This is a genomic window from Actinokineospora pegani, assembly GCF_009745975.1.
In the GTDB taxonomy this organism is placed as follows: Bacteria; Actinomycetota; Actinomycetes; order Mycobacteriales; family Pseudonocardiaceae; genus Actinokineospora; species Actinokineospora pegani.
In genome coordinates this window covers 133,594-158,108 of the sequence record NZ_WHOL01000077.1, presented here as the reverse complement: position 1 = coordinate 158,108, position 24,515 = coordinate 133,594, and the positions used below count along the sequence as shown (strand labels likewise).

At 71.4% G+C, this 24,515-nt stretch carries 22 protein-coding genes and 1 riboswitch; of the genes, 13 read left to right on the top strand and 9 right to left on the bottom strand.

The features are described from left to right. Positions 1–113 precede the first annotated feature (113 nt). The 3 genes from GCL84_RS12695 to GCL84_RS12685 all read left to right on the top strand — a co-directional run bounded on the left by GCL84_RS12695 (position 114) and on the right by GCL84_RS12685 (position 3,239). Entirely contained in the window at positions 114–1,175 is a 1,062-nt protein-coding gene (locus tag GCL84_RS12695; protein ID WP_156755647.1) for an aldo/keto reductase, read from the top strand. A 62-nt stretch (positions 1,176–1,237) separates the two neighbouring features. Beyond that, positions 1,238–2,068, top strand: a complete 831-nt coding sequence (locus GCL84_RS12690; protein ID WP_156755646.1) for a helix-turn-helix transcriptional regulator — start codon at positions 1,238–1,240, stop codon at positions 2,066–2,068. A 34-nt stretch (positions 2,069–2,102) separates the two neighbouring features. Further along, positions 2,103–3,239, top strand: coding sequence for a DNA alkylation repair protein (locus GCL84_RS12685; protein WP_156755645.1), 1,137 nt, complete (start codon positions 2,103–2,105; stop codon positions 3,237–3,239). On the opposite strand, the gene GCL84_RS12680 is transcribed toward GCL84_RS12685, so the two are convergent. Beyond that, on the bottom strand, positions 3,227–4,144 hold the full coding sequence (locus GCL84_RS12680) for an alpha/beta fold hydrolase (RefSeq protein WP_197523202.1): 918 nt from the start codon (positions 4,142–4,144) through the stop codon (positions 3,227–3,229). The two genes, GCL84_RS12685 and GCL84_RS12680, sit on opposite strands and share 13 nt — an antisense overlap. Before the next feature lie 155 nt (positions 4,145–4,299). Beyond that, complete coding sequence (locus GCL84_RS12675) at positions 4,300–5,040, bottom strand: SDR family NAD(P)-dependent oxidoreductase (RefSeq protein WP_156755643.1); 741 nt, start codon at positions 5,038–5,040, stop codon at positions 4,300–4,302. Positions 5,041–5,172: 132 nt separating this feature from the next. Here GCL84_RS12675 and GCL84_RS12670 point away from each other — a divergent pair, with 132 nt between their 5' ends. Continuing rightward, on the top strand, positions 5,173–5,625 hold the full coding sequence (locus GCL84_RS12670) for an Rrf2 family transcriptional regulator (protein ID WP_156755642.1): 453 nt from the start codon (positions 5,173–5,175) through the stop codon (positions 5,623–5,625). A 24-nt stretch (positions 5,626–5,649) separates the two neighbouring features. Here the strand turns inward: GCL84_RS12670 and GCL84_RS12665 are convergent, their stop codons facing one another. Beyond that, positions 5,650–6,609 (bottom strand): helix-turn-helix transcriptional regulator, encoded by a 960-nt coding sequence (locus GCL84_RS12665; RefSeq protein WP_156755641.1) that lies wholly within the window; start codon positions 6,607–6,609, stop codon positions 5,650–5,652. A 108-nt stretch (positions 6,610–6,717) separates the two neighbouring features. On the opposite strand from GCL84_RS12665, the gene GCL84_RS12660 reads away from it, so the two are divergent. From GCL84_RS12660 to GCL84_RS12650, 3 genes are all read left to right on the top strand, one after another. Next, positions 6,718–7,743 carry a saccharopine dehydrogenase family protein gene (locus GCL84_RS12660; RefSeq protein WP_156755640.1) on the top strand — a complete coding sequence of 342 codons (1,026 nt, stop codon included), beginning with the start codon at positions 6,718–6,720 and terminating at the stop codon, positions 7,741–7,743. An 11-nt stretch (positions 7,744–7,754) separates the two neighbouring features. After that, a complete protein-coding gene (locus tag GCL84_RS12655; RefSeq protein ID WP_156755639.1) occupies positions 7,755–8,156 on the top strand; it encodes a nucleoside triphosphate pyrophosphohydrolase family protein in 402 nt (133 codons plus the stop codon). A 230-nt stretch (positions 8,157–8,386) separates the two neighbouring features. Continuing rightward, positions 8,387–8,593 (top strand): hypothetical protein, encoded by a 207-nt coding sequence (locus GCL84_RS12650; protein WP_407924385.1) that lies wholly within the window; start codon positions 8,387–8,389, stop codon positions 8,591–8,593. A 270-nt stretch (positions 8,594–8,863) separates the two neighbouring features. Here GCL84_RS12650 and GCL84_RS12645 read toward each other — a convergent pair whose 3' ends face one another. The 3 genes from GCL84_RS12645 to GCL84_RS12635 all read right to left on the bottom strand — a co-directional run bounded on the left by GCL84_RS12645 (position 8,864) and on the right by GCL84_RS12635 (position 14,350). Continuing rightward, positions 8,864–9,937, bottom strand: a complete 1,074-nt coding sequence (locus tag GCL84_RS12645; RefSeq protein ID WP_156755638.1) for a ribonucleotide-diphosphate reductase subunit beta — start codon at positions 9,935–9,937, stop codon at positions 8,864–8,866. Continuing rightward, positions 9,934–12,756, bottom strand: coding sequence for a ribonucleoside-diphosphate reductase subunit alpha (locus GCL84_RS12640; RefSeq protein ID WP_235926184.1), 2,823 nt, complete (start codon positions 12,754–12,756; stop codon positions 9,934–9,936). The genes GCL84_RS12645 and GCL84_RS12640 overlap by 4 nt, the downstream gene beginning before the upstream one ends. A 118-nt stretch (positions 12,757–12,874) precedes the next feature. Continuing rightward, positions 12,875–13,091: riboswitch (cobalamin riboswitch) on the bottom strand. A gap of 53 nt (positions 13,092–13,144) precedes the next feature. Next, positions 13,145–14,350 (bottom strand): ROK family protein, encoded by a 1,206-nt coding sequence (locus tag GCL84_RS12635; RefSeq protein WP_156755636.1) that lies wholly within the window; start codon positions 14,348–14,350, stop codon positions 13,145–13,147. Positions 14,351–14,436: 86 nt separating this feature from the next. On the opposite strand from GCL84_RS12635, the gene GCL84_RS12630 reads away from it, so the two are divergent. The 5 genes from GCL84_RS12630 to GCL84_RS12610 are packed head-to-tail and all read left to right on the top strand — an operon-like array spanning position 14,437 to position 20,188. Then, positions 14,437–15,933 carry a sugar ABC transporter ATP-binding protein gene (locus GCL84_RS12630; protein ID WP_156755635.1) on the top strand — a complete coding sequence of 499 codons (1,497 nt, stop codon included), beginning with the start codon at positions 14,437–14,439 and terminating at the stop codon, positions 15,931–15,933. Next, complete coding sequence (locus GCL84_RS12625; RefSeq protein ID WP_156755634.1) at positions 15,926–16,939, top strand: ABC transporter permease; 1,014 nt, start codon at positions 15,926–15,928, stop codon at positions 16,937–16,939. The genes GCL84_RS12630 and GCL84_RS12625 overlap by 8 nt, the downstream gene beginning before the upstream one ends. A 26-nt stretch (positions 16,940–16,965) precedes the next feature. Then, the gene (locus GCL84_RS12620) at positions 16,966–18,009 is read left to right on the top strand and encodes a substrate-binding domain-containing protein (RefSeq protein ID WP_156755633.1); all 1,044 of its coding nucleotides are present in this window, start codon (positions 16,966–16,968) and stop codon (positions 18,007–18,009) included. Between the two features lie 35 nt (positions 18,010–18,044). Then, on the top strand, positions 18,045–19,187 hold the full coding sequence (locus GCL84_RS12615) for a Gfo/Idh/MocA family protein (RefSeq protein ID WP_156755679.1): 1,143 nt from the start codon (positions 18,045–18,047) through the stop codon (positions 19,185–19,187). Then, positions 19,184–20,188 (top strand): sugar phosphate isomerase/epimerase family protein, encoded by a 1,005-nt coding sequence (locus tag GCL84_RS12610; protein ID WP_156755632.1) that lies wholly within the window; start codon positions 19,184–19,186, stop codon positions 20,186–20,188. Before GCL84_RS12615 ends, GCL84_RS12610 begins: the two co-directional genes overlap by 4 nt. A gap of 81 nt (positions 20,189–20,269) precedes the next feature. Here the strand turns inward: GCL84_RS12610 and GCL84_RS12605 are convergent, their stop codons facing one another. From GCL84_RS12605 to GCL84_RS12595, 3 genes are all read right to left on the bottom strand, one after another. After that, positions 20,270–20,818 carry a vitamin K epoxide reductase family protein gene (locus tag GCL84_RS12605; protein ID WP_156755631.1) on the bottom strand — a complete coding sequence of 183 codons (549 nt, stop codon included), beginning with the start codon at positions 20,816–20,818 and terminating at the stop codon, positions 20,270–20,272. Next, positions 20,815–21,543 carry a DsbA family protein gene (locus GCL84_RS12600; RefSeq protein WP_156755630.1) on the bottom strand — a complete coding sequence of 243 codons (729 nt, stop codon included), beginning with the start codon at positions 21,541–21,543 and terminating at the stop codon, positions 20,815–20,817. The genes GCL84_RS12605 and GCL84_RS12600 overlap by 4 nt, the downstream gene beginning before the upstream one ends. A 188-nt stretch (positions 21,544–21,731) precedes the next feature. Continuing rightward, on the bottom strand, positions 21,732–23,165 hold the full coding sequence (locus GCL84_RS12595) for a SulP family inorganic anion transporter (protein ID WP_407924386.1): 1,434 nt from the start codon (positions 23,163–23,165) through the stop codon (positions 21,732–21,734). 469 nt (positions 23,166–23,634) lie between these two features. Between GCL84_RS12595 and GCL84_RS12590 the strand changes: the two genes are divergently transcribed. Then, on the top strand, positions 23,635–24,042 hold the full coding sequence (locus GCL84_RS12590) for a MerR family transcriptional regulator (RefSeq protein ID WP_156755677.1): 408 nt from the start codon (positions 23,635–23,637) through the stop codon (positions 24,040–24,042). The last annotated feature ends 473 nt before the right edge of the window (positions 24,043–24,515 follow it).

Genomic DNA, 24,515 nt, shown 5'->3' with positions numbered 1-24,515 from the left:
CGCTTCCTGGGTGTGGCGCACCCAGGAAGCTGCGCCCTTCTCACCGGTGGTCACCTGCGGAAGTCTCAGGAGCACAGCCACTGCGACTTCCGCTCTTGAGGGGACACCCGCTCATGCAACTCGACTCGTACCGCACGCTCGGTCGCTCCGGTCTGCGGGTCAGCCCGCTCGCGCTGGGCACGATGACCTTCGACGACGGCGGTTGGGGCTCGGCACCCCGGGATTCGTTCACGATCATCGACCACTACCTCGACGCGGGCGGCAATTTCCTCGACACCGCGAACCAGTACAACGGCGGCGCGTCCGAGGAGACCCTGGGCGCCTACTTCGCGCAGCACCCCGGTCGGCGGGACCGGGTGGTGCTGGCGACGAAGTTCGGTGGGACCTTGTTCCCCGATGACCCGAACGCAGGTGGCGCCGGTCGCAAGGCGGTCGTGGCGCAGTTGGAGGGATCGCTGCGGCGGCTGGGTACGGACTACGTCGACCTCTACTGGATGCACCAGTGGGACCGCCACACGCCGCCGGAGGAAACGCTGTCCACGCTGGACGACCTGGTGCGTTCCGGGAAGGTCCGGCACATCGGGCTGTCCAACACCCCGGCCTGGTGGATCGCCCAAGCGGTCACCACCGCGGCGTTCCGCGGGTGGGAGACGGTCGCGGCCCTGCAGGTGGAGTACTCGCTGTTGGCCAGGACCGCGGAGGGGGAGCAGTTCGGGGCCGCCCGCGCCTTCGGACTCGGGGTCACCCCGTGGAGTCCGCTGGCCAGCGGTGTCCTGTCCGGCAAGTACTCGCGCTCGAGGACCGAGGTGGCCGATTCCGCTCGGAGCGGCTACGCCGCGCCGATGCTGACCGAGAGCACGTTCGCCCTGCTCGACGTGCTCGAGCGGATCGCACGCGAGCTGGGCACCACGGTGGCGGCGGTGGCGCTGGCCTGGGTGCGCCAGCAGCGGGAGGTCACCTCGGTGCTCGTCGGCGCGCGCACGCCGCGGCAGCTCACGGACAACCTCGCCTCGATCGCGGTGACCCTGTCCGACGAGCAGTTGACCGAGCTCGGCGCCCTCACCACCCCGAGCCTGGAGTACCCGCGTCCGTTCTCCGAAGAGGTCGGCATCGGCTACCAGCAGGGAAGCACCACCATCAACGGGCTCAGCTCGACGGCGTTCCAGCGGGCATGAGCCGCAGCGTGACGGTACCCGTGCCGGGCACCTCGGCACGGGCCGCCGGTACCGTCCAGGACATGCCCGCTGACCAGGACAACCCACTCGGCGACTTCCTCCGGGCCAACCGTGCGCGACTCGACCCGGCCGACGCCGGTCTGATCGGCGCGAGTGGGAGCCGCCGTGTGACCGGTCTCCGCAGGGAAGAGGTGGCGGTCCTGGCGGGGGTGAGCGCGGACTACTACGCCCGCCTCGAACAGGGCCGGGAGCGCAACCCCTCGGCGCAGGTGCTGGGGGCGATCGGACGTGCCCTGCGGCTGGGCGCGGACGCCAGGGAGCACCTGTACCGGTTGGCCGGGCTGAACCCGCGCCTGGGACCGGACAGCTCCCGCGATCTCGTGCACCCGTCGCTGCTGCGGTTGCTGGACGCGTTCCCGGCCTCGGCCGCCTACGTGCTGGGGCCGTCGTTCGACGTGCTGGCCACCAACACCGTGGCCGCCGCCCTGCTGGCGCCCTTCGCGGGCACCCGCAACATGGTGCGCGTGCTGTTCCGGCACCCGCGGGCGCGGGCGGTGTTCGTGGAGTGGCCCACGGTGGCCCGTGCCACGGTGTTCGCGTTGCGGCTCAACGCGGGCCGGTTCCCGGACGATCCGGAGATCGCCGAGCTGGTCGACGAGCTGGTGGGGGTCTCCCCGGAGTTCCGGCGGCTCTGGGAGGACCAGTCCGTGGGTGGGCTGAGCCGGGCGTTCAAGGTGTTCGCGCATCCCGAGGCCGGCCGCGTCGAATTGACCTACCAGACCTTCGACGTGCACGACGCGCCCGGCCAGCAGCTCCTGGTCGGCACCGCGGAACCGGGCAGCCGCAGCGCGGAGGCGCTGGTCTACCTGGCTTCCCTGCACGCGTCGGGGTGACGTCCGGCTCCACCACCGACCTGGAGGGTCGACCATGCCCTTTGCCGAAGAACTCATCGGCGCGCACACCGTGCGCGCCCTCGTGGCAGCCCTGCGCGCGGCCGTCCCCGGCGCGGGGCTGCCACGGCTGCGCGCGGCCGCCGGGGCGCTGCCGCCGTTGGCGCTGCGTGCGCGCAGCGACCTCCTGCGCGATGCCCTGCTGGCGGACCTGCCCGGTGACTACGCCTCGTTCGCGAGCGTCATCCGCACCGCGAAGGACGGCGCTCCGCCCTTCACCGGATGGCTGATCTGGCCGGTGACCAGCGCGATCGCGGTCAAGGCCATCGCGGAGCGCACGACGGCGGCGTTCGACGACGCGCTCGCCCTGCTCGCCGAGCTGACCCACCTGCTGACTTCGGAGTTCGCGCTGCGCCCGCTGCTCGACCACGACCTCGACCGGGCACTGTCCGCCGTCGTGCGCTGGACGGCGGCGGACAGCGAGGACGTCCGCCGGTTGGCTTCCGAGGGCACGCGCCCGCTGCTGCCCTGGGCGGTGCGGGTGCCGGGCATCCTCGCCGCCCCGTCGTCGACCCTGCCGGTCCTCGACGCGCTGTATCGGGACGACAGCGAGTACGTCCGGCGGTCGGTCGCCAACCACCTCAACGACCTGAGCCGCCACCACGCCGACCTCGCGGTGGCGACCGCGTCGGCCTGGCTCGCCGAACCCGACGCCAACACCGGTCGGGTCGTGCGGCACGGCCTGCGCACCCTGGTCAAGCAGGGGCACCCCGGCGCCCTGCGGCTGCTCGGGTTCACCCCGGCGCGCGTCGAGGTCACCGGACCGCGAGCCACGCCCACCGCGCTGCCGATCGGGGCGACGCTGACGTTCACGGCGTCCGTCCGCAACCTGGAGCCGGAACCCGCACGGCTGGCGATCGACTACGTCGTGCACCACCGCAAGGCCGACGGCAGCAGCAGCGCCAAGGTCTTCAAGCTCACGACGCGGGTCCTCGGTCCGGGCGAGAGCCTGGACCTCACCCGTCAGCACTCGTTCCGGGTCCTGACGACCCGGCGGTACCACCCCGGCACGCACGCCGTCGAACTCCAGGTCAACGGCGTGCGCTCGGGTCGGGCCGACTTCGACCTGCTCCCCGCCGGGACGGACGCGCCGCCACCCGCTCAGCCGTCGTAGCCGAAGAAGGACTTGATCTCGCGCAGGACGCGCTCAGGGGCTTCGTGCAGCATCCAGTGCCCGGTCTCGAGCGGGGCGCCGGTGGCCTGTGGGGCCGCGCCGCGGATGGCGGTCAGGAACGCCTCGAACAACGGGGCCTGGCCGAGGAAGTGGACGGGCATGGTGATCGGGTCGGCCATGGCGGCGCGGTTGTCCAGTTCGTCCTGCGGCCACGCCTGGTAGTAGCGGGAGCCGTTGTGGAACGCGCCGGGCCGCGAGTAGACGCGGACGTACTCCTCCACGACGTGCGGCGGCATCGGCTCGTCGACACCGGGTGACATCGCCCGGTAGAAATACTCCAGGTACAGCCGTTCCCGTCCTGCGACGAGCTGCTCGAACAGCGGTTCCTGCTCGTGGAAGGAGAAGTGGTAGGACAGTGCCCTGAGCTGCTCGTAGGTGAGGGAGCCCCCGGTGACGGGGAAGTCCAGCATGAGCAGGCCGGAGAACTGCTGCCGCCACCGCGTGACCAGGGCGAAGGCGATGCCGCCGCCCGCGTCGTGCGACACGAGCCGAACGCCCTCGGTGTGGCCGAGCTCGTCGAGCAGGCGGTGGATGTAGCCCGCGAGGGTCACCTTGTCGTGGGAGGGCAACTCGCCGGTGCTGTCGCCGAGACCCGGCAGGTCGATCGCGATGACGGTGTGCCCCGGCAGCAGGTCCTCCAGGATGCCCCGCCACCCGAACCAGGTCTCGCCGAAGCCGTGCAGGAGCACGATGGGCTGGGGCCCGTCGCCTCCGACGACGTAGTGCATCTGCACGCCGTCGACGGTGGTGAAGCGGTGCTCGAAGTGCCGGGCGAACTCCCGGTCGTCACGCGTCGCGGCGTCGTGGTTCTCGCTCAACGGGGTCTCGGACACGAGGGTGTTCACGGGTTCTGTCCTCATCTCGGTGGTAGTGGTCGGTGCAGGCGGTCAGCGCTGCCGCGGAGTCGGCCGCACCGCGTGACGCGCCCGCGGCCGAAGCTGTTCGTGCGGAGTCCGATCGGCACTCGGTGGGCAGGGGACGGATCGGTCCGCTGGGCTGCTCACGCGGCAGCACCGCCGTCGATGACGAGGTCGGAACCGGTGACGAACGAGGACTCGGTCGTCGCGAGGAACAGCGCGGCCGCGGCGATCTCGTCGACGTGACCCATGCGACCGATGGGGACCTCCATGCCCCGCCCGCTGTCGCCGGATCGCGCGAGCTGCCCCAGCACGCCCTTCATCCCGGGGGTCTCGACCGGCCCGGGGCACAGGGCGGTGACGCGGATGCCGCGAGGCGCCAACTCCAGCGCCCACGAACGGGCGAAGTTGCGGATCGCCGCCTTGGTGGCGGCGTAGACGCTCATGCCCGGAGAGCCCTTGATGCCGGCGATGGAGGAGACGAGGACCACCGACGCGCCCCGGGTGAGCAGGGGAAGGGCCTTCTGCACGGTGAAGAACATGCCCTTGACGTTGACGTCGAACGTCGCGTCGTACTTCTCCTCGGTCACATCGGCGAGACCGAGCCAGTCCCCGCTGCCCGCGTTCGCCACGATCACGTCGAGCCGGTTCTCGCGCTCCCCGATCAGGGCGAACAGGCGGTCGAGGCTACCGAGGTCGGCCACGTCGCCGGTGAACCCCGTGACGTCGCCCGCGATTCCCGCGACCGCGGCGTCCACCTTGTCCTGACGGCGTCCGGTGACGTACACCGTCGCCCCCTCGGACGCCAAGCGCCGGGCGGTCGCCAGGCCGATGCCCTCGGTCCCCCCGGTGACGAGTGCCACCTTCGCGTCGAGCTGTCCCATCGCACGTCTCCTCGCAGCGGCGCCGAACGGGTAGCCCGCGGGCGGCGCAATAATATGTAACCGGAGTGGTTGCATTCAACATATGTAATCATGACGGTTACAGTCAAGTCGACGCACTCCGGGGGTGATGGGATGAGCGCGAACACCAGGATGAGCATGGCCGTCCACGTGCTGGCGTGGATCGCGTTCGACCGGCGCGGCACCGACAAGGAGATCGCCACCTCGCAGCGCATCGCGACCAGCGTGAACACCAACCCGGTGGTCATCCGGCGTTGCCTGGGCGAGCTGCGCGCGGCGGGCCTGGTGGAATCCACCCGCGGCCGCGGCGGCGGGTGGGAGCTGACCCGCGGTGCGGCGTCGATCACGCTGCTGGACGTCTACCTGGCGGTGGGAGGCGAGGAGATCTTCGCCATGCCCGCGGCCCCGCCGGACGCGGAGTGCTACGTCGGCTACGGCATCCAGCCGGTGTTGAGCAGGGTGTACGCCGAGGCGTCCCGAGCTCTCTGCGCGTCGCTGAAGGGGACGACGATCGCCGATGTCCTGCGGGACGCGGTCGCCGAGTACGAGACCGGCCTCCGGGGTTGACCCGGAGCAGGGCGGTTGGGCGCCTCATGGGGTGGCGAGCGGGTTGTGCTCGGCCAGCGCCACCGCCCGCCGGTGGACCGCCTCGCGCACCGCGGGCGGCGACAGCACGCGCAAGGGCGTGCCGAGCTGGAACAGCCGTTCCGCAAGCGACTCGGCGTCCACACCACCGATGGTGACGACCGTGTTCCCGGCCCCGTCGTCCTCGCACGTCCCCGCCGTCGGTGGGACCAGGCGGCGCGCCTCGTCGGGCGGTTGCTCCAGCAGGACCCGCGCGTACACCGGGTAGTCGCTCGTGAGCATGCGCGCCACCAGCCGGGCCGCGTCCGGCGGGTCCGCGATGTCGACCGGCCGACCGGTCGCACGCGCGTCGACCACGCGATCGGCGCGGAAGGTCCGCCAGTGCCCCCTGGCGACGTCGAGCGCCACGAGGTACCAACGGTGGCCGGTGAACACCAAGCGGTGCGGGTCCACCTCCCGTGCCGATTCCCGGCCCTGCCGGTCGCGGTAGGACAGCCGGACGCGCTCACCGCGGCGGCACGCGTTGGCCAACGCCGCCAGCAGGCTCGTGGACAGCGGCTGCTCATCGGGCCGTGAGGTGTGCTCGAAGGCGGTGTCCATCGCGGCCAGCCGGGTGGCGACGCCCGGGGGCAGCAGCCTGCTCAGCTTCAGCAGCGCCGACAGCACCGCCTGGTCGCCGCCCAGCAAACCGGTCTGCGCCGCTTCGCGCAGGGCGACGGCGACCGCCAGCGACTCCTCGTCGTCGAGCACCAGCGGAAGGGCGCGACTGCCTTCGCCGAGCCGGTACCCACCCCACGGCCCGGGGTCGGACTCGACGCCGTACCCGAGCTCCCGCAGCCGCGCCACGTCGCGCCGGACCGTGCGCTCGGTGACCCCCATCCGCTCCGCGAGCGCCCCCGCCGTCCACGACGGCCGTGCGGACAGCAAAGAGATCAGCCGCAGCAGTCGAGCGGAGGTGCTGATCACACCTTCGGATGCTACGGCACGACCCGGACAGAAATCGTCCTGGACTCTTCCTACCGTCCATTCCGAACGCACTGGTGCGCACACTGAGCCGAAGCGGAGACAGGACTGATGGACGGACACCTGCTGATCTACGGGGCCACCGGTTACACCGGGCGGCTGATCGCCCACCGGGCGAAGGAGGCCGGGCTCGAGTTCACCGTCGCGGGCAGGCACGCCGCGCGGGTCGCGGCACTCGCCGACGAACTCGGCGTGCCCGCCGCGGTGTTCCCCATCGGCGATGACCGCGAGCTGCGCGCCGGCCTGGCGGGGGCCGCGGTGGTGTTGAACGCGGCGGGCCCGTTCGGCCGCACCGCGGAACCGATGATGCGCGCCTGCGTCCGCTCTGGTGCGCACTACCTCGACACCACCGCCGAGTACGCCACCTTCGCGTTCGCGGAGTCCCTCGGTGACGCCGCCACGGCGGCCGGGGTGATGCTGCTGCCCGGCGCCGGGTGGGACGTCGTACCCAGCGACTGCCTCGCCGCCCACACCGCGCGCAGGGTCTCCCGACCGCACACCCTCAAGATCGGCCTCAAGCTCTACCGCGGCCCGGACCCGGAGGAGGCGTTCACGGGCGGATCGATGTTCTCGCGCGGTTCCCTGGCCAGCAACGGCTCGATCGGCGAGCTGGGCGCGCTGGTGCGAGCAGACGGTCGCATCACGACACTGCCCGAACCGACCACCTCCCTCCTCGACTACGGGGACGGCCCGGAAAGCTCCGTGCTGCTGCCCATGGGCGACCTCGTCACCGCCTGGCGCTCGACCGGGGTGCCGAACATCGAGGTGTACTTCGAGAACGGCAGGGCGCTGCCCGTCCCTCCCAGCGACCTGGCGGTGCTGCCCGAGGGCCCCACCGAGCAGCAGCGCGCACTGGGCAGGAGCCGCGCCGCCGCCGAGGTCACCGATCGCGACGGCACCGTGGCGCGATCGTTCGTCGACACCCCGACCGGCTACGGCTTCACCCAGCTCTCGACCGTCGAGATCGCACGACGGGTGTTGGACGGGGACCTCAAGCCCGGATTCCAGTCGCCCGCCTCCGCCTACGGCCCCGAACTGCTCGCGACCATCGCGGACAGCCGCATCACCGACCTGTGAAGGAGCACCCCATGACTGGACGCGAGACAGAGCTGTCAGCGGCGAACGACCGTGCCCTGCGGGTTCGCGCGCTCTACGAACAGCTCGAACAACACCTCAACGGCAGGACGTGGACGCTGCACGAGCTCATGCTCGGGTTCGGCAACGACGTCGGCCACATCGGCAGGCTGCTGCTGGCCCACGACGGGACCTGGACCATGTCCGGAAACCCCACCGCCGAGCTGGAGCACAAGCTCGCCGAGAGCGTCTGGTGGTGTTTCGTCCTGGCCGATCGGCTCGGCATCGACTTGGGCAGCGCCTATGCGGCCACCATGACCCGCATCGAACGCGACCTCGAACAGAGCGTCTCCCGAAACCTGGAGACCGCACGTCCCGGCGGGCGAAGTGCCAGCAGTCGTAGTCCCGCGCGGTGACGGACCCCGCCACCTCGTGGGCACATTGTCAGGTCGGTTGATGCCGGATGCGTTGCGGGATCGCGTGGAGCCCTTCGACTGGTCGGAGGCGGCGGTGGACACCCCGGCCTGGTGGCGGTCTGCGCCGTGGCGTTCGACTGCCCCGACCAGCTCGACCGGGCCGACGTCGGCGTGACCGCCGCCGACCTGCTGGCGGTGGACCGAACCCCTGGCCGGGACTGCGCGCCGACGTGTCGGTGGCGGTCCGCTACCTCGACGCCTGGCTGGGCGGGACCGGCGCCGTGGCGATCGACGGGCTGATGGAGGACGCGGCCACCGCCGACATCGCCCGCTGCCAGGTCTGGCAGTGGCTGCACCACATCACCCCGCTCGCCGAGGACCTGTCGCCGTTCTTCACCGCCCGCGCCTACGCCGTCCACCTCGCGGCGAAGCCGTGACCGTGGCCTGGACGACGGCGGACCTCGCCGACGCGGTGGCGCTGCGGTCCTTCGACATCGGGATCAAGGCCCTGGGCACCAATTCCCGGCGCGGCGGCAAGACCGGCTCGGGGTACGTGGACATGGTCGTGCGCTTCGGCGGGGTGTTGTTCATCCCGGGGTCAGGTCGGCTACAGCGGCCACGACGGGATCGTCGTGGTGGGCGATCCCGCGTAGGGGGCCGTGTGAGGGGGCCCGGCGCACCGGGCCCCCTCACACGCCGTCCGGTGCTCAGTCCCAGTCGAGCGAGGAGCCGGAGGCGTACTCGGTGACGCGGGTCTCGAAGAAGTTCTTCTCCTTCTTCAGGTCGATGGCCTCGGACATCCACGGGAACGGGTTGTCCACCGCGCCGAACACCGGTGCCAGCCCGAGCTGGGCGCAGCGCCGGTTGGTGATGAAGCGCATGTACCGCTCGCACTGCCCGGCGTTGAGCCCCAGCAGCCCGTTGGGCATGGTGTCGCGGCCGTAGGCCACCTCCAGCTCGCACGCCTCGCCGAGCATGGTGCGGACTTCGGCCTGGAAGGCGTCGGTCCACAGGTGCGGGTTCTCCGCCTTGATCTGGTTGATCACGTCCACGCCGAAGTTGAGGTGGATGGACTCGTCGCGCAGGATGTACTGGTACTGCTCGGCGACGCCCACCATCTTGTTGCGGCGGCCGAAGGACAGGATCTGGGCGAAGCCGGTGTAGAACCACATGCCCTCGAACACGACGTAGAACGCCACCAGGTCGCGCAGGAACGCCCGGTCGGTCTCCGGTGTGCCGGTGCGGAACCCGGGGTCCTCCAGGTTCTGCGTGTGGTCCAGCGCCCACGCCGCCTTGTCGGTGATGGACGGCACCTCGCGGTACATGTTGAACAGCTCGCCGCCGTCGAGGCCCAGGGACTCGCAGACGTATTGGAAGGTGTGCGTGTGCACGGCCTCCTCGAACGCCTGGCGCAGCAGGTACTGGCGGCACTCGGGGTTGGTCAGGTGCCTATACACCGCGAGCACGACGTTGTTGGCCACCAGGGACTCCGATGCGGCGAAGAAGCCCAGGTTGCGCTTGATCGTGTGGCGCTCGTCGTCGGTGAGGCCGGTCGGGGTGCGCCACAGGGCGATGTCGGCCTGCATGGACACCTCGGTCGGCATCCAGTGGTTCGCGCAGCCTGCCAGGTACTTCTCCCACGCCCAGTGGTACTTCAGCGGCAGCAACTGGTTGACGTCGGCGCGGGCGTTGATCATCGCCTTGTCGTCCACGTGCACGCGGCCCGCGCCGCGGTCGATGGAGCCCAGGCCGCTGCTGGTGCTGGTGGCGTCCGTGGTCACTGGCAGGCCTCGCAGTCGGGGTCGGTGACGGAGCAGACGAGCGCGTCATCGGCGATCGCCGCCGGGGTCGGGGGCGGCGCGGGGACCGGGCGCACGGCGTTGAGCTTGCCGTCGGTGCCGCGCAGCGTGGACTTCTCCACGCTGGTGGCGGCGGTGGAGCGCAGGTAGTAGGTGGTCTTGAGGCCCTTGCGCCAGGCCAGCCGGTAGAGGTTGTCGAGCTTGCGGCCGTTGGGGGCGGCGATGTAGAGGTTGAGCGACTGGGCCTGGTCGATCCACTTCTGGCGGCGGGAGGCGGCCTCGACCAGCCACGCGGGGTCCACCTCGAACGCGGTGGCGTAGAGCGCCTTGAGGTCGTCGGGGACCCGGTCGATCGGCGCGAGCGAGCCGTCGAAGTACTTCAGGTCCGACACCATCGCCTCGTCCCAGAGGTCGCGCTCCTTGAGGTCGGCGACCAGGCGGCGGTTGAGGACGGTGAAGTCGCCGGACATGTTGGACTTGACGTAGAGGTTGCGGAACAAGGGCTCGATGGACTGGCCCACACCGCAGATGTTGGAGATGGTCGCGGTGGGGGCGATGGCCATCGTGTTGGAGTTGCGCATGCCGCCGCGCACCTTGGCGCGCAGGGCGTCCCAGTCCAGTGTGGAGGAGGTGTCCATGTCGAGGTCTCCCCCGCGGGCCTCGGCCAGCAGCGCGATCGAGTCGATCGGCAGCACCCCGCGGCTCCACAGCGAGCCCTCGAAGCTCTCGTAGCTGCCGCGCTCGCGGGCCAGGTCCGCCGAGGCCGAGAGCGCGTGGTGGCTGATGTGCTCCATGCTGCGGTCGGCGAACTCCACCGCCTCCGGCGAACCGGGGACCAGCCGCTGGGTGAGCAGGGCGTCGCTGAACCCCATCAGGCCCAGGCCGATCGGCCGGTGGCGCAGGTTGGACCGCTCGGCCTCGGGGATCGTGTAGTAGTTGAGGTCGATCACGTTGTCCAGCACGCGCACGGCGGTGTGGACCGTCCGCCGCAGCCGCTCGGCGTCGAGGCCGTCGGCGGTGACGTGCCGGGCCAGGTTCACCGAGCCGAGGTTGCACACGGCCACCTCGGTCACGCTGGTGTTGAGGGTGATCTCGGTGCACAGGTTCGACGAGTGCACCACCCCGGCGTGCTGTTGGGGCGAGCGCAGGTTGCACGGGTCCTTGAAGGTGATCCACGGGTGGCCGGTCTCGAACAGCACGGTCAGCATCCGCCGCCACAGCTCCACCGCCCGCACCCGCTTGACCACGCGGACCTCGCCGCGCTCCGCGGCGTCCTCGTAGGCGCGGTAGCGCTCGGCGAACGCCAGCCCGTGCAGGTCGTGCAGGTCGGGCACCTCGTCGGGGGAGAACAGCGTCCACGTGGCATCGGCCTCGACCCGGCGCAGGAACTCGTCCGGCACCCAGTTCGCGGTGTTCATGTCGTGCGTGCGCCGCCGGTCGTCACCGGTGTTCTTGCGCAGGTCGAGGAACTCCTCCACGTCGACGTGCCAGGTCTCCAGGTACGCGCACGCCGCGCCCTTGCGCTTGCCGCCCTGGTTGACCGCCACCGCGGTGTCGTTGGCGATCTTGAGGAACGGCACGACCCCCTGCGACTCGCCGTTGGTGCCCCGGATGTGCGCGCCCATGCCGCGCACCGGTGTCCAGTCGTTGCCCAGCCCGCCGGAGAACTTCGCCAGCAGCGCGTTGTTCTGGTAGCCCTGGAAGATGCCGCGCAGGTCGTCGTCGACCGTGGTCAGGAAGCACGACGACAACTGCGCCCTGGTGGTACCGGAGTTGAACAGGGTCGGGGTCGAGCACATGAAGTCGAACGACGACAGCAGCTCGTAGAACTCGATCGCCCGCGCCTCGCGGTCGTCCTCGCGCAGCGCCAGCCCCATCGCGACCCGCATGAAGAACGACTGCGGCAGTTCGTAGCGCACACCGCGGTCGTGCAGGAAGTAGCGGTCGTAGAGCGTCTGCATCCCCAGGAAGTCGAACTGCCGGTCCCGTTCCGGGCGGATGGCCGAGGCCAACCGGTCCAGGTCGAACCCGGCCAACTCGGGGTCCAACCGCCCCAGCTCGATGCCCAGCCGCACGTACGCCGGGAAGTGCTCGGCGTAGGACAATTCCGCCCCGGTCGCCTCCACCGGACGCCCCTCGACCCTGGTCAGCACCTCCCGCCGCAGCCGGTCCAGCAGCAGGCGGGCGGCGACGGAGGAGTAGTTCGGCTCGGTCTCCACCAGCGCCCGCGCCGCCATCACCAGCGCCACGGCCAGCTCGTCGGCGGTGATCCCGTCGTGCAGGACCCGGCGCACCTCGCCCAGCACAGCCGCGGGCGAGACGTCGGCCAGCCCCCCGCACGCCTCGGCGACCACCACCCCGATCCGGTCCCAATCGACCGGGCGCAATCCACCGTCCGTGCCCTTCACGCGGAACCCGGGCGCGACGGGCGCGGTCTCCCGGGCCCGCGCGTGCTCCTCGCGGTAGAGCACGTAGGCGCGCGCGACCTGGTGGTGACCGTCGCGCATCAGCGCCAGTTCGACCTGGTCCTGGATTTGCTCGATGTGCAGCGGGTTCCCCGGGCCGGCGTGCTCGAGCACCGCCTGCCGCACCTGGTCGGTCAGCTCCGCCACCAGCGGGCGCGGCCTGGACGAGGACGCCGCGGCGCCGCCCTCCACCGCCAGGAACGCCTTGGTCACCGCCACCTGGATCTTGGTGGCGTCGAACTCCGAAACGGTCCCGTCGCGGCGGATGACCCGCACCTGCGCGCCGCCGCCACCCGTGGTCGGGTTCGTCGGCGTGGTCGTCGTTGTGGTCGTCACAGCCCTCTCCTCGCGGCCTGGAGCGGCCCGGGGCACGAGGCGACCACACAGGGGCGCGCACAACCGGCGCGCCATCCGTGTCGGCCCGCCCACGAGGCCCCGGACACGCGTGCGCCGGACGGCGCACGCGTCGACGGCAGGTCTTCGGACTCGCGGACACCCGGCTCCCAGCCGGACCTACTGGCCGTCGCTTCCCAAGGGCGCGAGCCCTCAGTGCTCTGTGACGGCTGTCGTTTCCACTCACCGCTGCGGGGCAGTCCCGGAATCACACCGGGTTCCCTCTTGCCTCCTCCGCCCCCGGCGGGAGCGTCGGAACCATCGACGTGCGAGACACTACATGTTGTATCCCCGTCCACAACCAACCCCATATGGGCGTGTTCACCGTCGTTCACATGCCGGCGCGCGGGATGGGGCTCAGGGTTGGGAGGACAGCGGGGCTCAGGACCTGCTCGATGCCCAGGACCACGGCGCCCGCCAGGCCCGCGTACTCCCCCAGGGTGCTGCCGGTGAGCACGAGGTTGCGGGTGGCGAGGGGCAGCGCGCGCTGGTAGACGACGCTGCGCACGCCTGCGAGCAGTTCGTCGCTGGCCGCTGTGACCGATCCGCCGATGGTGACGCGGGCGGGGTTGGCGAAGTGCACCAGGGTGGCCACGACCTCGCCGACGAGGCCTGCCGCCTCGCGGACCAGCGCCAGGGCCTCGGCGTCACCGTGGGCGATGAGCGTGCGCAGGCCGGGGACGTCGACGCCTCGGCTGCGCGCGATGGCGTGGGCGGAGGCGACGGCCTCGATGCAGCCGACGTTGCCGCACACGCAGACGACGTCGGGGGCGCCCCGGACGCGGATGTGCCCGATGTCGCCCGCCGCGCCGTCGGCGCCGTGGTGGAGGGCGCCGTCCTGGGTGATCAGTCCGCCGCCGATGCCGGTGCCGACCTTGACGAACAGCAGTGGTGACTGGTCGGGGGGCAGCGCGCGGGCTTCGCCGAGTGCGCGCAGGTTGACGTCGTTCTCCAGCACGACCGGGCAGCCGTGGCGGCGGCGCAGCCGCTCGGCGACCGGGTAGGCGTGCCAGCCGGGCATGATCGGCGGCCGGACCGGTTGCCCGAGCTGCCCGTCGACCGGGCCGGGCAGGCCGATCACGACCGCGCGCACCGCCCCGCCCGGCCACAGCGCGTCGAACGCGGCCTCGACGAGGCCGAGGACGACCTCTGGTCCGTCCCGCACGTCGACGGTCAGGTGCGTGTGGCCGAGCACCCGCTGGCTGAGGTCGACGACGGCGAGGTGCGCCCCGTGGGCGCCGACGTCGGCGAGCAGCACCACCCCGCTGTCCGGGGACAGGGCGAGCCGGTCGGCCGGACGGCCGCGGCCCACCGTCGGGCGGGTGCCGTCGAGCTGGAGCACGCCGCGGGCCAGCAGCTCGTCGACGGCGCCGCTGACGGTGGTGCGGGCCAGCCCGGCGGCCGGTCCGAGGTCGGCCTTGCTCACGGCCGTGCCGGACGCGACGAGCCGGGCGACGGCGCTCAGCGTGGTGGCCGCGTCAGCGCGGCCGGACGGCGGCGGTGCGGCGAGGCGCAACGGCGGGATCGGCAGCAGCATCACGAACCAATATCGTCGGATTATTACCGGGAAAAGACATTATTGCGACGTTGTACGGCGCTGGTCAACACTCCTACCGTCCTCGCATGACGTCACTGCTGACGGTGCGGGGAATCGTGAAGACCTTCCCCGGTGTTCGGGCTCTCGACGGCGTGGACCTCGACGTCGCCGAGGGCGAGGTGCACTGCCTGCTGGGGCAGAACGGGGCGGGCAAGTCGACACTGATCAAGGTCTTGGCGGGCGCCCACCAGCCGGACGCCGGTGAGCTGACCTGGGCGGGGCGACCGGTGGCCTTCCCGAGCCCGCACGCCGCGGACGCGGCGGGCATCGCCACCATCCACCAGGAACTCGACCTGGTGCCCGGGCTGTCGGTGGCCGAGAACGTCGTGCTCGGCCACGAACCGTCGCGGCTGGGTTTCACCCGTCTCCGCGACGCCGAGGCGCTGACCCGTGGCCTGCTGCTGCGGCTCGGCCACCCGGAGATCCCCCCGCGCCGCGAGGTGGGGCGGCTCTCCGCGGCCGGGCAGCAGGTCGTGAGCGTGGCGCGGGCGCTGGCCCGCCGCGCCCGGCTGATCGTCATGGACGAGCCCACGGCGGTGCTCGACCCCAACGAGGTGCGGAACCTGTTCCGCGTGGTCCGCGAGCTCACAGCCGAGGGTGTCTCGGTGGTCTACATCTCCCACCGGCTCGAGGAGATCCGGGAGATCGGCGACCGGGTCACGGTGCTCAAGGACGGCGCCACGGTGGCCCGCGACCTGCCCGCCCGGACCACGCCCACCGCCGAGGTGATCCGGCTGATGACCGGCCGCCCGGTGGAGCACGCCATCCCCCCGCCCAGCGCTCCACCCGGTGACGAGGTGGTGCTGGAGGTCGAGGACCTGGCGGGCGCGGACTTCCGCGGCGTGTCGTTCACCGTGCGCGCGGGTGAGGTCGTCGGGCTCGCCGGGCTGGTGGGCTCGGGCCGCTCGGAGATCGTCGAGACGGTCTACGGCGCCCGCCGCGCCACGGCCGGGACCGTCCGGGTGCGGGGTCGCGCGCTGCGCACCGGGTCGGTGGCGGCCGCTGTCCGCGCGGGGATGGGCTTGTGCCCCGAGGAGCGCAAGAGCCAGGGGCTGCTGCTGCACGAGTCGGTGGCGCGCAACGTGTCGCTGCCCGCACTGGGGCGGTTCGCCCGCGCCGGGTTCCTCGGCCCCGACGCGGAGTCCGGCGCCGCGCGGGCGGTGATGGCGCGGCTCGACGTGCGCCCGGCCGATCCGTCCCGCCCGGTCCGGACGCTGTCGGGCGGCAACCAGCAGAAGGTCGTGCTGGCGCGCTGGCTGCTGCACGGTGGCGGGGTGCTGCTGCTCGACGAGCCGACCCGCGGCGTCGACGTCGGCGCCCGCGGTGAGATCTACGCACTGATCCGGCAGCTCGCGGAGCAGGGCGTGGCGGTGGTCGTGGTGTCCAGTGAGATCCCCGAGGTGCTGGGGCTGGCCGACACCGTGCTCGTCGTGCGGGAAGGCCGGGTCGTGCACACCGCACCGGCCGCGGAACTGGACGAGGGCAAGGTCCTGGACCTGGTGATGGGAGCGGCGCATGTCTGAGCAGACCACCGTCTCTGCGGAGCCGATGGCGACGGAGGAGCCCGCCGCGGGCCCGTCGCCGTGGAGCAGGCTGTTCCTCGGCGGAGTGGGCCACAACCTCGGGCTCGTCGCCGTGCTCGCGCTGCTCGCCGTGGTCGGTGTCGCGACGGCCGACACGTTCGCGACCACGGCGAACCTGCTGACGATCCTCACCTCGGCGTCGATCATCGGGGTGATCACCGTCGGGGCGACGTTCGTGATCATCGGCGGGGGGATCGACCTCTCGGTCGGCAAGCTGATGGCGTTGGCCTCGGTCTGGGCGACGACGGTGGCGACGCAGTCGTTCGGGCCGTGGGTGATGGTGTTGTGCGCGTTGGCCGTGGGCGCGGCCGGTGGGCTGCTCAACGGCCTGTTGATCGCCTACGGGCGGATCGTGCCGTTCATCGTCACCCTGGCGATGCTCATATCCGCGCAGGGGCTGGCCGAGCGGATCTCCGGGCGGCGCAGCCAGATCGTCACCGACCCGACGATCGCCGCGATCGCCACCACGCGGTTGCTCGGGATCCCGCTGCTGGTCTACCTGTTCGCCGCCGTCGTCGCGATCGGGTGGGTGGTGCTCAACCGCACGACCTTCGGTCGCCGGACCTTCGCCATCGGCGGCAACCCGGAGGCGGCCCGGCTGGCCGGGCTCGACGTGCGCAGGCACACCGCGGCGCTCTACGTGGTGTCCGGGCTGTGCTGCGGCGTCGCCGCGATCATGATCGCCTCGCTCACCACCACCGGGTCGAGCACCCACGGCACGCTCTACGAACTCGACGCCATCGCCGCGGTGATCATCGGCGGCACGCTGCTGTCCGGCGGCCGCGGCACGCTGGTCGGCTCGATCCTCGGCGTGCTGGTCTTCACCACCATCACGAACCTGTTCGTGCTGAACAACCTCGACACCGACGTCCAGAACATCGCCAAGGGCGCGATCATCGTCGCCGCGGTGCTCGTCCAGGCCCGGGCGCGCCGCTCAACCCCATGACCCCTCCCCCGAACAGGAGCGCGACCATGTCCGACCACTCCCGCCGCGGGTTCCTCTCCGGCGCCCTCGGGATCGGCGCCGTAGCGGCGCTGACCGCCTGCACCAGCAACGCCGCCCCGGCGAACAACGCCGCGGGGGCGGCCCCCGCGGGCGACAACGCCGAGCCCGGCAAGCCCGTCACCATCGGCTTCTCCTGCCCCGCGGCCGACCACGGGTGGATCGCCGCCATCGCCGCCAACGCCCAGGCCCAGGCGGCGCGCTACCCGGACGTCACGTTCGAGGCGGTTAACCCGACCACCGACATCACCCAGCAGATCGCGGCCGTCGACACGCTGATCACCAAGAAGGTCTCCGCGCTGGTGATCCTGCCCAACGACGGCAGCCAGCTCACCGCCCTGGGCCGCAAGGCGATGGACGCGGGCATCCCGGTGATCAACCTCGACCGCGTGTTCGACTCACCGCTGGCCTACCGCACGTGGATCGGCGGCGACAACTACGGCATGGGCGTCGCCGCGGGCACCTACATCGGCGAGCAGCTCAAGGCCAAGGGGGTCAGCAACCCGGTGATCGGCGAGATCGCGGGAATCGACAACCTGCCGCTGACCCAGGACCGGAGCAGGGGCTTCGTCGACGCGCTGTCCTCCTACGGCTACTCGGTCGGCCCGCGCCAGGCCGCGGACTTCACCGCACAAGGCGGGCAGCGCATCGCGGCCAACCTGCTGCAGGCCGCACCGCGGCTCGACGCGCTGTGGAACCACGACGACGACCAGGGCATCGGCGTCCTCGCCGCGATCCAGCAGGCCGGGCGCGGGGAGTTCCTCATGGTCGGCGGCGCGGGCTCGGCCAACGCCATGCGCGCGATCAAGGCCGACGACACCGTCCTCAAGGCGACCGTGACCTACAGCCCGTCGATGGCGTCGTCGGCCGTGGCCCTGGCGCGGCTCGTCGCGCAGAACCGGGGTATGGGCGACCTCGTCGAGAAGGAGGTCCCGATGTCGCTGACCCTCGCCTCCGCCACGATCACCAAGGACAACGTGGACACCTACCTGCCGCTCGGGTTCGAGTCGTGACGGCGGGCAGCACCTCGCGGCGCCTCGGGGTCGCGATGGTGGGGCACGCCTTCATGGGCGCGGTCCACTCGCAGGCGTGGCGCACCGCCGCCCACTTCTTCGACCTGCGGCTCACCCCCGACCTGGCCGTCCTCTGCGGCCGCGACGCCACCCGCACCCGCGCCGCGGCCGACCGGCTGGGCTGGCGCGACACCGAGACCGACTGGAAGGCGCTGCTGCGCCGCGACGACGTGGCGCTCGTCGACATCTGCACACCCGGCGACAGCCACGCCGAGATCGCCATCGCCGCGCTGGACGCCGACAAGCACGTGCTGTGCGAGAAGCCCCTGGCCAACACCGTGGACGAGGCCAGGGCGATGGCCGCCGCCGCCGAGCGCGCCCGCGAACGGGGTGTCCACAGCATGGTCGGCTTCAACTACCGGCGGGTGCCCGCCGTGGCGCTGGCCCGCAAGCTGGTCGCCGACGGGCGGCTGGGCGAGATCCGGCACGTGCGCGGCACCTACATGCAGGATTGGATCGTCGACCCGCAGTTCCCGCTGGTGTGGCGGCTGCGGGCCGAGCGGGCGGGATCGGGAGCGCTGGGCGACATCGGCGCCCACGCGGTCGACCTGGCGCAGTTCGTGGTCGGTGACCGGCTCACCGGTGTGACCGCGCTGATGGAGACGTTCGTGCGCGAGCGCCCCCTGCCGGTGGCGGCGGGCGACTCGGCTGATTCGGGCCCAGTGGGCCGCGGTCGGGTCACCGTCGACGACGCCGCGCTGTTCCTGGGGCGGTTCGCAGGCGGCGGGCTGGCGAGCTTCGAGGCCACGCGGTTCGCGACGGGGCGCAAGAACGCGCTGCGGCTGGAGGTGAACGGCAGCCTCGGGTCGCTGGCGTTCGACTTCGAGTCGATGAACGAGCTGTCGTTCTTCGACGGCGCCGACGACCCGGCCACCGCGGGCTTCCGGCGGATCCTGGTCACCGAGCCCGGGCACCCCTACGCGGGGGCGTGGTGGCCGCCCGGGCACGGCCTGGGTTACGAGCACACGTTCACCCACGAGGTCGCCGATCTCGTGCGCGACCTCGCCGACGGCGTCGACCCGACGCCGTCGTTCGCCGACGGGCTGCAGGTGCAGCTCGTCCTCGACGCGGTGGCGCGGTCATCGAGCCAGGGCAGTGGCTGGGAGGAGATCGGATGAGGCCCGTCACGTTGTTCACCGGGCAGTGGGCCGACCTGCCGTTCGAGGAGGTGGCGCGCCTCGCCGGGCAGTGGGGCTACGACGGGCTGGAGATCGCCTGCTGGGGTGATCACTTCGACCCGTGGGCGGCGGTGGCGGACCCGTCCTACGTGGCCGGTCGACGCGCGATCCTGGACGAGCACGGGTTGCGGGTGTTCGCCATCTCCAACCACCTCACCGGCCAGGCTGTGTGCGACGACCCCATCGACGAACGGCACCGGGCGATCCTGCCCGCACGGGTGTGGGGCGACGGCGAGCCGGAGGGTGTGCGGCAGCGGGCGGCGGAGGCCATGAAGGTGACCGCCCGGGCGGCCGCGGCACTGGGCGTGGACACGGTGGTGGGGTTCACCGGGTCCAGCATCTGGAAGACCGTGGCCATGTTCCCGCCCGTGCCGCAGTCCATGGTGGACGCCGGGTACCAGGACTTCGCCGACCGCTGGAACCCGGTCCTCGACGTGTTCGACGAGGTGGGGGTGCGCTTCGCCCACGAGGTGCACCCGTCGGAGATCGCCTACGACTACTGGACCACCGTCGCCGCGCTCGACGCGATCGGGCACCGACCCGCGTTCGGGCTCAACTGGGACCCCAGCCACTTCGTGTGGCAGGACCTCGACCCCGCCGATTTCCTGTGGGACTTCCGCCACCGCATCTACCACGTCGACTGCAAGGACGCCAAGCGCCGGATCGGCAACGGCCGCAACGGCCGCATGGGTTCCCACCTGCCGTGGGCCGACCCGCGCCGCGGCTGGGACTTCGTCTCCACCGGCCGCGGCGACGTACCGTGGGAGGCTTGCTTCCGCATGCTCAACACCATCGGCTACGACGGCCCGGTCTCGGTGGAGTGGGAGGACGCGGGCATGGACCGCCTCGTGGGCGCGCCGGAGGCGTTGGAGTTCGTCCGCCGCATGGCTTTCGACCCGCCCGCCGCGGCTTTCGACGCGGCGTTCAGTTCGGACAGGTAAGAAGCGGTCAGTGCCCGCTTCCGGTCCCGTTCGCGCTCGCCGATCCAGAGCGCGAACGGGACCGCCGAACCGCGGGCGGTGTCAGGCGAACAGGCTGGTCCAGTAGTCCCAGAAGGCGATCAGCACGAGGACCACGATCACCACGTACCAGAGCGCCAAGACCGCGCTGTGGACCTTGCGCAGGGGTGCGAGCACGGGCCAGGTCGCGAGGGCGGTGTACCAGAACAGCGGGATCGTCACGATCCACACGACGAGGCAGTACGGACACAGGGCGTGGATGTCGTAGAGGCTCGAGGCGATGAGCCAGTGCACGAACACCACGCCGAACGTGGTGCCCGCGGCGAGGCCGACCTGGTACCAGCGCGGCGGTTGGAACCCCGCGAGCCCGGCCACCCCGGTGGTGACCACGACGGCGAAGGCGGCGATGCCGATGAGCGGGTTGGGGAAGCCGAACGCGGCGGCTTGGGCGCTGTCCATCACCGACCCGCAGGAGATCACCGGGTTCAGCGAGCAGATCGGCACGTGGGTGGGGTCGGTGAGCTTGGCGATCTTCTCCAGGGTCAACGCGATCGCCGCGGCGAGGCCGAGGCCGCCGCCGATGGTGTACAGCCAGAGCAGTGCGCGGCTCATCCGGTGGTCCCGGCGTCGATCTTCGCGCGCAGTTCCCGGTCGACCTCGGCGGCGGTGCTGCCTCGCGGCTGGAACTTCTCGCCGTTGATGAAGAACGTCGGGGTGCTGTCCACACCGAGCTCGCGGCCGTCGGCGATGTCCTGGTCGACGATCGCCTGCACCTCGGGTGCGGCCACGTCCACGCGGAAGCGGGCCAGGTCGAGGCCTGCCGCGGTGGCGAACGCCTCGAACCGCGCGGTGGCCCTCGCGAGGTCGTCGCTGGTGGACTTCCCGTCCTCGGTCAGCGCCCAGGACGCGTACTCGTCGTAGAGGGCGTGGTACATCTGCGCGTACTTTCCCTGCTTGCCCGCGGCTTCGGCGGCCCGGGCGGCCGGAACGGCGAGCGGGTGGCTCAGAAGCGGGAAGTGGCGGGGGACGAAGGTGAACCGCCCCATGTAGTCCTGCTCCAACTTCTTGGTGACGTTCGTGTAGAACGAGGCGCAGGCCGGGCACTGGAAGTCCAGGAACTCCACCACCGTGACCTCGTCGCCCGCCCCCTGCGACAGCGTGTGGCTGCCTGGAGGCCGGAGCGTCTCGTTCGTGCTGCCGCCCGCGGTGTCGGGGCGGCCCGCGAGCAGCACCGCCGCGATCACGGCGGTGGCGACCACGACGACAACGGCGGTCAAGATCACGTTCAGGGACAGGCCGCGGCGCGCGGCCGCCGAACTACGGTCCTTGCTGGGCATGGAGTGGGTCACCTCTGGTTGTGGAACGTTCCTCCCCCAGTCAGTCGAGTGGGAGCCGGAGTAGTTCCGAAACTGCCCGAACCTTTCGGGTGATCCAGAGTGAATGCCTCGGCCAGCCCTGGCGTCGCCGCCACGGCCTTCGCCACGAGCGCCGCCAACCGACGACGGGGTCGGTTGGCGGCGCCGGGTCAGTGGCCTGCGGTGAGCGCGCCGGAGAGTTTGCCGTGCAGGTGGGCGCTGGGTGGGTTGAGGCCGGTGATCTCGACGGTCTTGCCGCGTTGGGTGTACTTGGTCTCGATGGCGTCGAGGGCGGCGACGGAGGAGGCGTCCCAGATGTGGGCGACGCTGAGGTCGATGACGACGTGGGGCGGGTCGCCCGCGTAGTCGAACTGGCCGACGAGGTCGTTGGAGGAGGCGAAGAACAGCTCGCCGGTGACCCGGTAGACGACCGTGGTGCCGTCGGGGTCGATGACGGCGGTGACCTCGGCGAGGTGGGCGACGCGCTTGGCGAAGATGACCATGGCGGTGACCGAGCCGACGACGACGCCGATGGCGAGGTTGTCGGTGATCACCACGCAGGCGACCGTGACCACCATGACCGTGATCTCCCCGAGGGGCATCCGGCGTAGGGTCTTGGGGGCGATGGAGTGCCAGTCGAAGGTCGCGAAGGACACCATGACCATCACCGCGACCAGGGCGGCCATCGGGATGTCGGAGACCACGGGGCCGAAGGCGATGCACAGGACCATGAGGAAGACCCCGGCGAGGAAGGTCGACACGCGGGTGCGGGCGCCGGAGACCTTCACGTTGATCATGGTCTGGCCGATCATGGCGCAGCCGCCCATGCCGCCGAAGAAGCCGGTGACGATGTTGGCGACGCCCTGGCCGATGGACTCGCGGGTCTTGTTGGAGTGGGTGTCGGTGATGTCGTCGACCAGCTTCGCGGTCATCAGCGACTCCATCAGCCCGACCAGCGCCACCGCGAAGGCGTAGGGGGCGATGATGGCGAGGGTGTCCAGGGTGAACGGCACGTCCGGCAGGCCCGGCACCGGCAGCGACGACGGCAGGGCGCCCTTGTCGCCGACGGACGGGACGGCGATGCCCGCGCCGACGGTGATGAGGGTGAGCACGACGATGGACACCAGCGGTGCGGGCACGACGGTGGTGATCTTCGGGAAGAACACCATCAGCGCCAGCCCGCCGAGGATCAGCGGGTAGACCGCCCAGGGGACGTCGCGCATCTCCGGCACCTGGGCCAGGAAGATCAGGATGGCCAGGGCGTTGACGAAGCCGACCATCACCGAGCGGGGGATGAAGCGCATCAGCTTGGCGACGCCGAGCGCGCCGAGCACGATCTGGAACACCCCGGCGAGGATGACGGCGGCGACCAGGTAGCCCAGCCCGTGCGCGTGGTTGAGCGGGGCGATGACCAGCGCGACCGCGCCGGTGGCGGCGGAGATCATGGCCCGGCGCCCGCCGACGACGGAGATGACCACGGCCATGGTGAACGAGGCGAACAGGCCCACCGCCGGGTCGACCCCGGCGATGATGGAGAAGGAGATCGCCTCGGGGATCAGCGCCAGCGCGACGACGAGCCCGGCGAGGATCTCGGTGCGCCACACCTTCGGGTCGCGGAGCCAGTCAGGTGAGAGCCCGCGCAAGCGGGCGACTGGCGACGACGGGGGCGGGATGGAGTCGGGAGAGGGCAACGGAGCAGGTACCTGTCATGCTCGGGCACGCCCGGTCGAGGCCAGGGGCGTGCGGCGGGACACGGCGGCGCCGGACGGCGCCCCGCGAGGACGGTTCCGCGGTGGCGGGACCCAGGTGGGCGAAGCGAGACGGGCCGCGACGGGGCACGGCACCGACTTCCCGGAGCGGGGCGTTACGGCGGACAGGCCGCGGCGCTGGGCGTCAGGGGCTCGCACACACTCGTCTCCCGCGGGGAATCGACTCTTCACCGGAGACGGCACTGACCCCGATACGACGGCGCGGCGACGGACGGGTCTCCCCGCACCGGTCGAAACTCTACCCTGACGTTAAGGTAGATCCGCGCGGGGTGTGCCGGACATCCCACCGGAGGGACAGGACACCATGGTGGGCGACGGGCACATGCAGATCGGTGAGGTCGCCGCGCGCACCGAACTGTCCCTTCGCACCATCCGGCACTACGAGGAGACCGGCCTGGTCATCCCCTCCGCCCGCTCCCAAGGCGGCTTCCGCCTCTACACCGAGGACGACGTCACCCGCCTGATGGTGATCCGGCGCATGAAACCACTCGGCTTCTCCCTGGAGCAGATGCGCGACCTGCTCGAGACCACCGACCGCCTCGACGCCGCCGACCTCGACGCCGGGGAGCGGCAGGCGCTGCTCGACCGCGTGCGCGGCTACGAGCGGGACGCCTTGGCGCAGATCGCCAAACTGCGCACGCAACTCGACCGCGCCGAGGACTTCGCCGCGACCCTGCGCGCCCGGCTCGCCCAGGTCCCGTCTGAACGTTGAGCCGGCCCGGGGCCAGATAGACACCAGCGTCGAACCCTGGCGCGGCCTGCCGGCCGGCAGTCCGGCCCAGCACGCCGATGGGCCGAGCTGATCGGTCCGGGCGTTCGCGCTGTGCCGATCCTGGGCGCCGTCGACGCGGCGTCCTGGATCGCCCTACCGGACAAGGCGGCGGCATGGACATTTCGCCCAGAACCGCCGACGTGAACTCGACCGCCGGGCAATGTCAATCTCGGACCACAATGCGGGAAAGGGCTGCACTGGGCGTTCGGACTCACCCGCACACGCGGCGGAGCTCCATTCACCGGGGCACGACGCAGCGGGGGTCAGGACAGCGCGGCGCCGCAACCGGGCAATTGTCCGACCGGTTGGAAAATGACCGACTTGCCATTCTCGTTCACTCGAATGCACGGCTGGATACTCCGAACGAGGCACGCACCCTATGGACGACCGAACTGGTCATCGCTGGACGGAAC

What these genes read in the sequence shown, in the direction of transcription:
- GCL84_RS12695 (WP_156755647.1), top strand. Translation starts at nt 114, where the DNA reads ATGCAACTCGACTCGTACCGCACGCTCGGTCGCTCCGGTCTGCGGGTC.
- GCL84_RS12690 (WP_156755646.1), top strand. Translation starts at nt 1,238, where the DNA reads ATGCCCGCTGACCAGGACAACCCACTCGGCGACTTCCTCCGGGCCAAC.
- GCL84_RS12685 (WP_156755645.1), top strand. Translation starts at nt 2,103, where the DNA reads ATGCCCTTTGCCGAAGAACTCATCGGCGCGCACACCGTGCGCGCCCTC.
- GCL84_RS12675 (WP_156755643.1), bottom strand. Translation starts at nt 5,040, where the DNA reads ATGGGACAGCTCGACGCGAAGGTGGCACTCGTCACCGGGGGGACCGAG.
- GCL84_RS12670 (WP_156755642.1), top strand. Translation starts at nt 5,173, where the DNA reads ATGAGCGCGAACACCAGGATGAGCATGGCCGTCCACGTGCTGGCGTGG.
- GCL84_RS12660 (WP_156755640.1), top strand. Translation starts at nt 6,718, where the DNA reads ATGGACGGACACCTGCTGATCTACGGGGCCACCGGTTACACCGGGCGG.
- GCL84_RS12655 (WP_156755639.1), top strand. Translation starts at nt 7,755, where the DNA reads ATGACTGGACGCGAGACAGAGCTGTCAGCGGCGAACGACCGTGCCCTG.
- GCL84_RS12635 (WP_156755636.1), bottom strand. Translation starts at nt 14,350, where the DNA reads ATGCTGCTGCCGATCCCGCCGTTGCGCCTCGCCGCACCGCCGCCGTCC.
- GCL84_RS12630 (WP_156755635.1), top strand. Translation starts at nt 14,437, where the DNA reads ATGACGTCACTGCTGACGGTGCGGGGAATCGTGAAGACCTTCCCCGGT.
- GCL84_RS12625 (WP_156755634.1), top strand. Translation starts at nt 15,926, where the DNA reads ATGTCTGAGCAGACCACCGTCTCTGCGGAGCCGATGGCGACGGAGGAG.
- GCL84_RS12620 (WP_156755633.1), top strand. Translation starts at nt 16,966, where the DNA reads ATGTCCGACCACTCCCGCCGCGGGTTCCTCTCCGGCGCCCTCGGGATC.
- GCL84_RS12615 (WP_156755679.1), top strand. Translation starts at nt 18,045, where the DNA reads ATGGTGGGGCACGCCTTCATGGGCGCGGTCCACTCGCAGGCGTGGCGC.
- GCL84_RS12610 (WP_156755632.1), top strand. Translation starts at nt 19,184, where the DNA reads ATGAGGCCCGTCACGTTGTTCACCGGGCAGTGGGCCGACCTGCCGTTC.
- GCL84_RS12605 (WP_156755631.1), bottom strand. Translation starts at nt 20,818, where the DNA reads ATGAGCCGCGCACTGCTCTGGCTGTACACCATCGGCGGCGGCCTCGGC.
- GCL84_RS12600 (WP_156755630.1), bottom strand. Translation starts at nt 21,543, where the DNA reads ATGCCCAGCAAGGACCGTAGTTCGGCGGCCGCGCGCCGCGGCCTGTCC.
- GCL84_RS12590 (WP_156755677.1), top strand. Translation starts at nt 23,635, where the DNA reads ATGGTGGGCGACGGGCACATGCAGATCGGTGAGGTCGCCGCGCGCACC.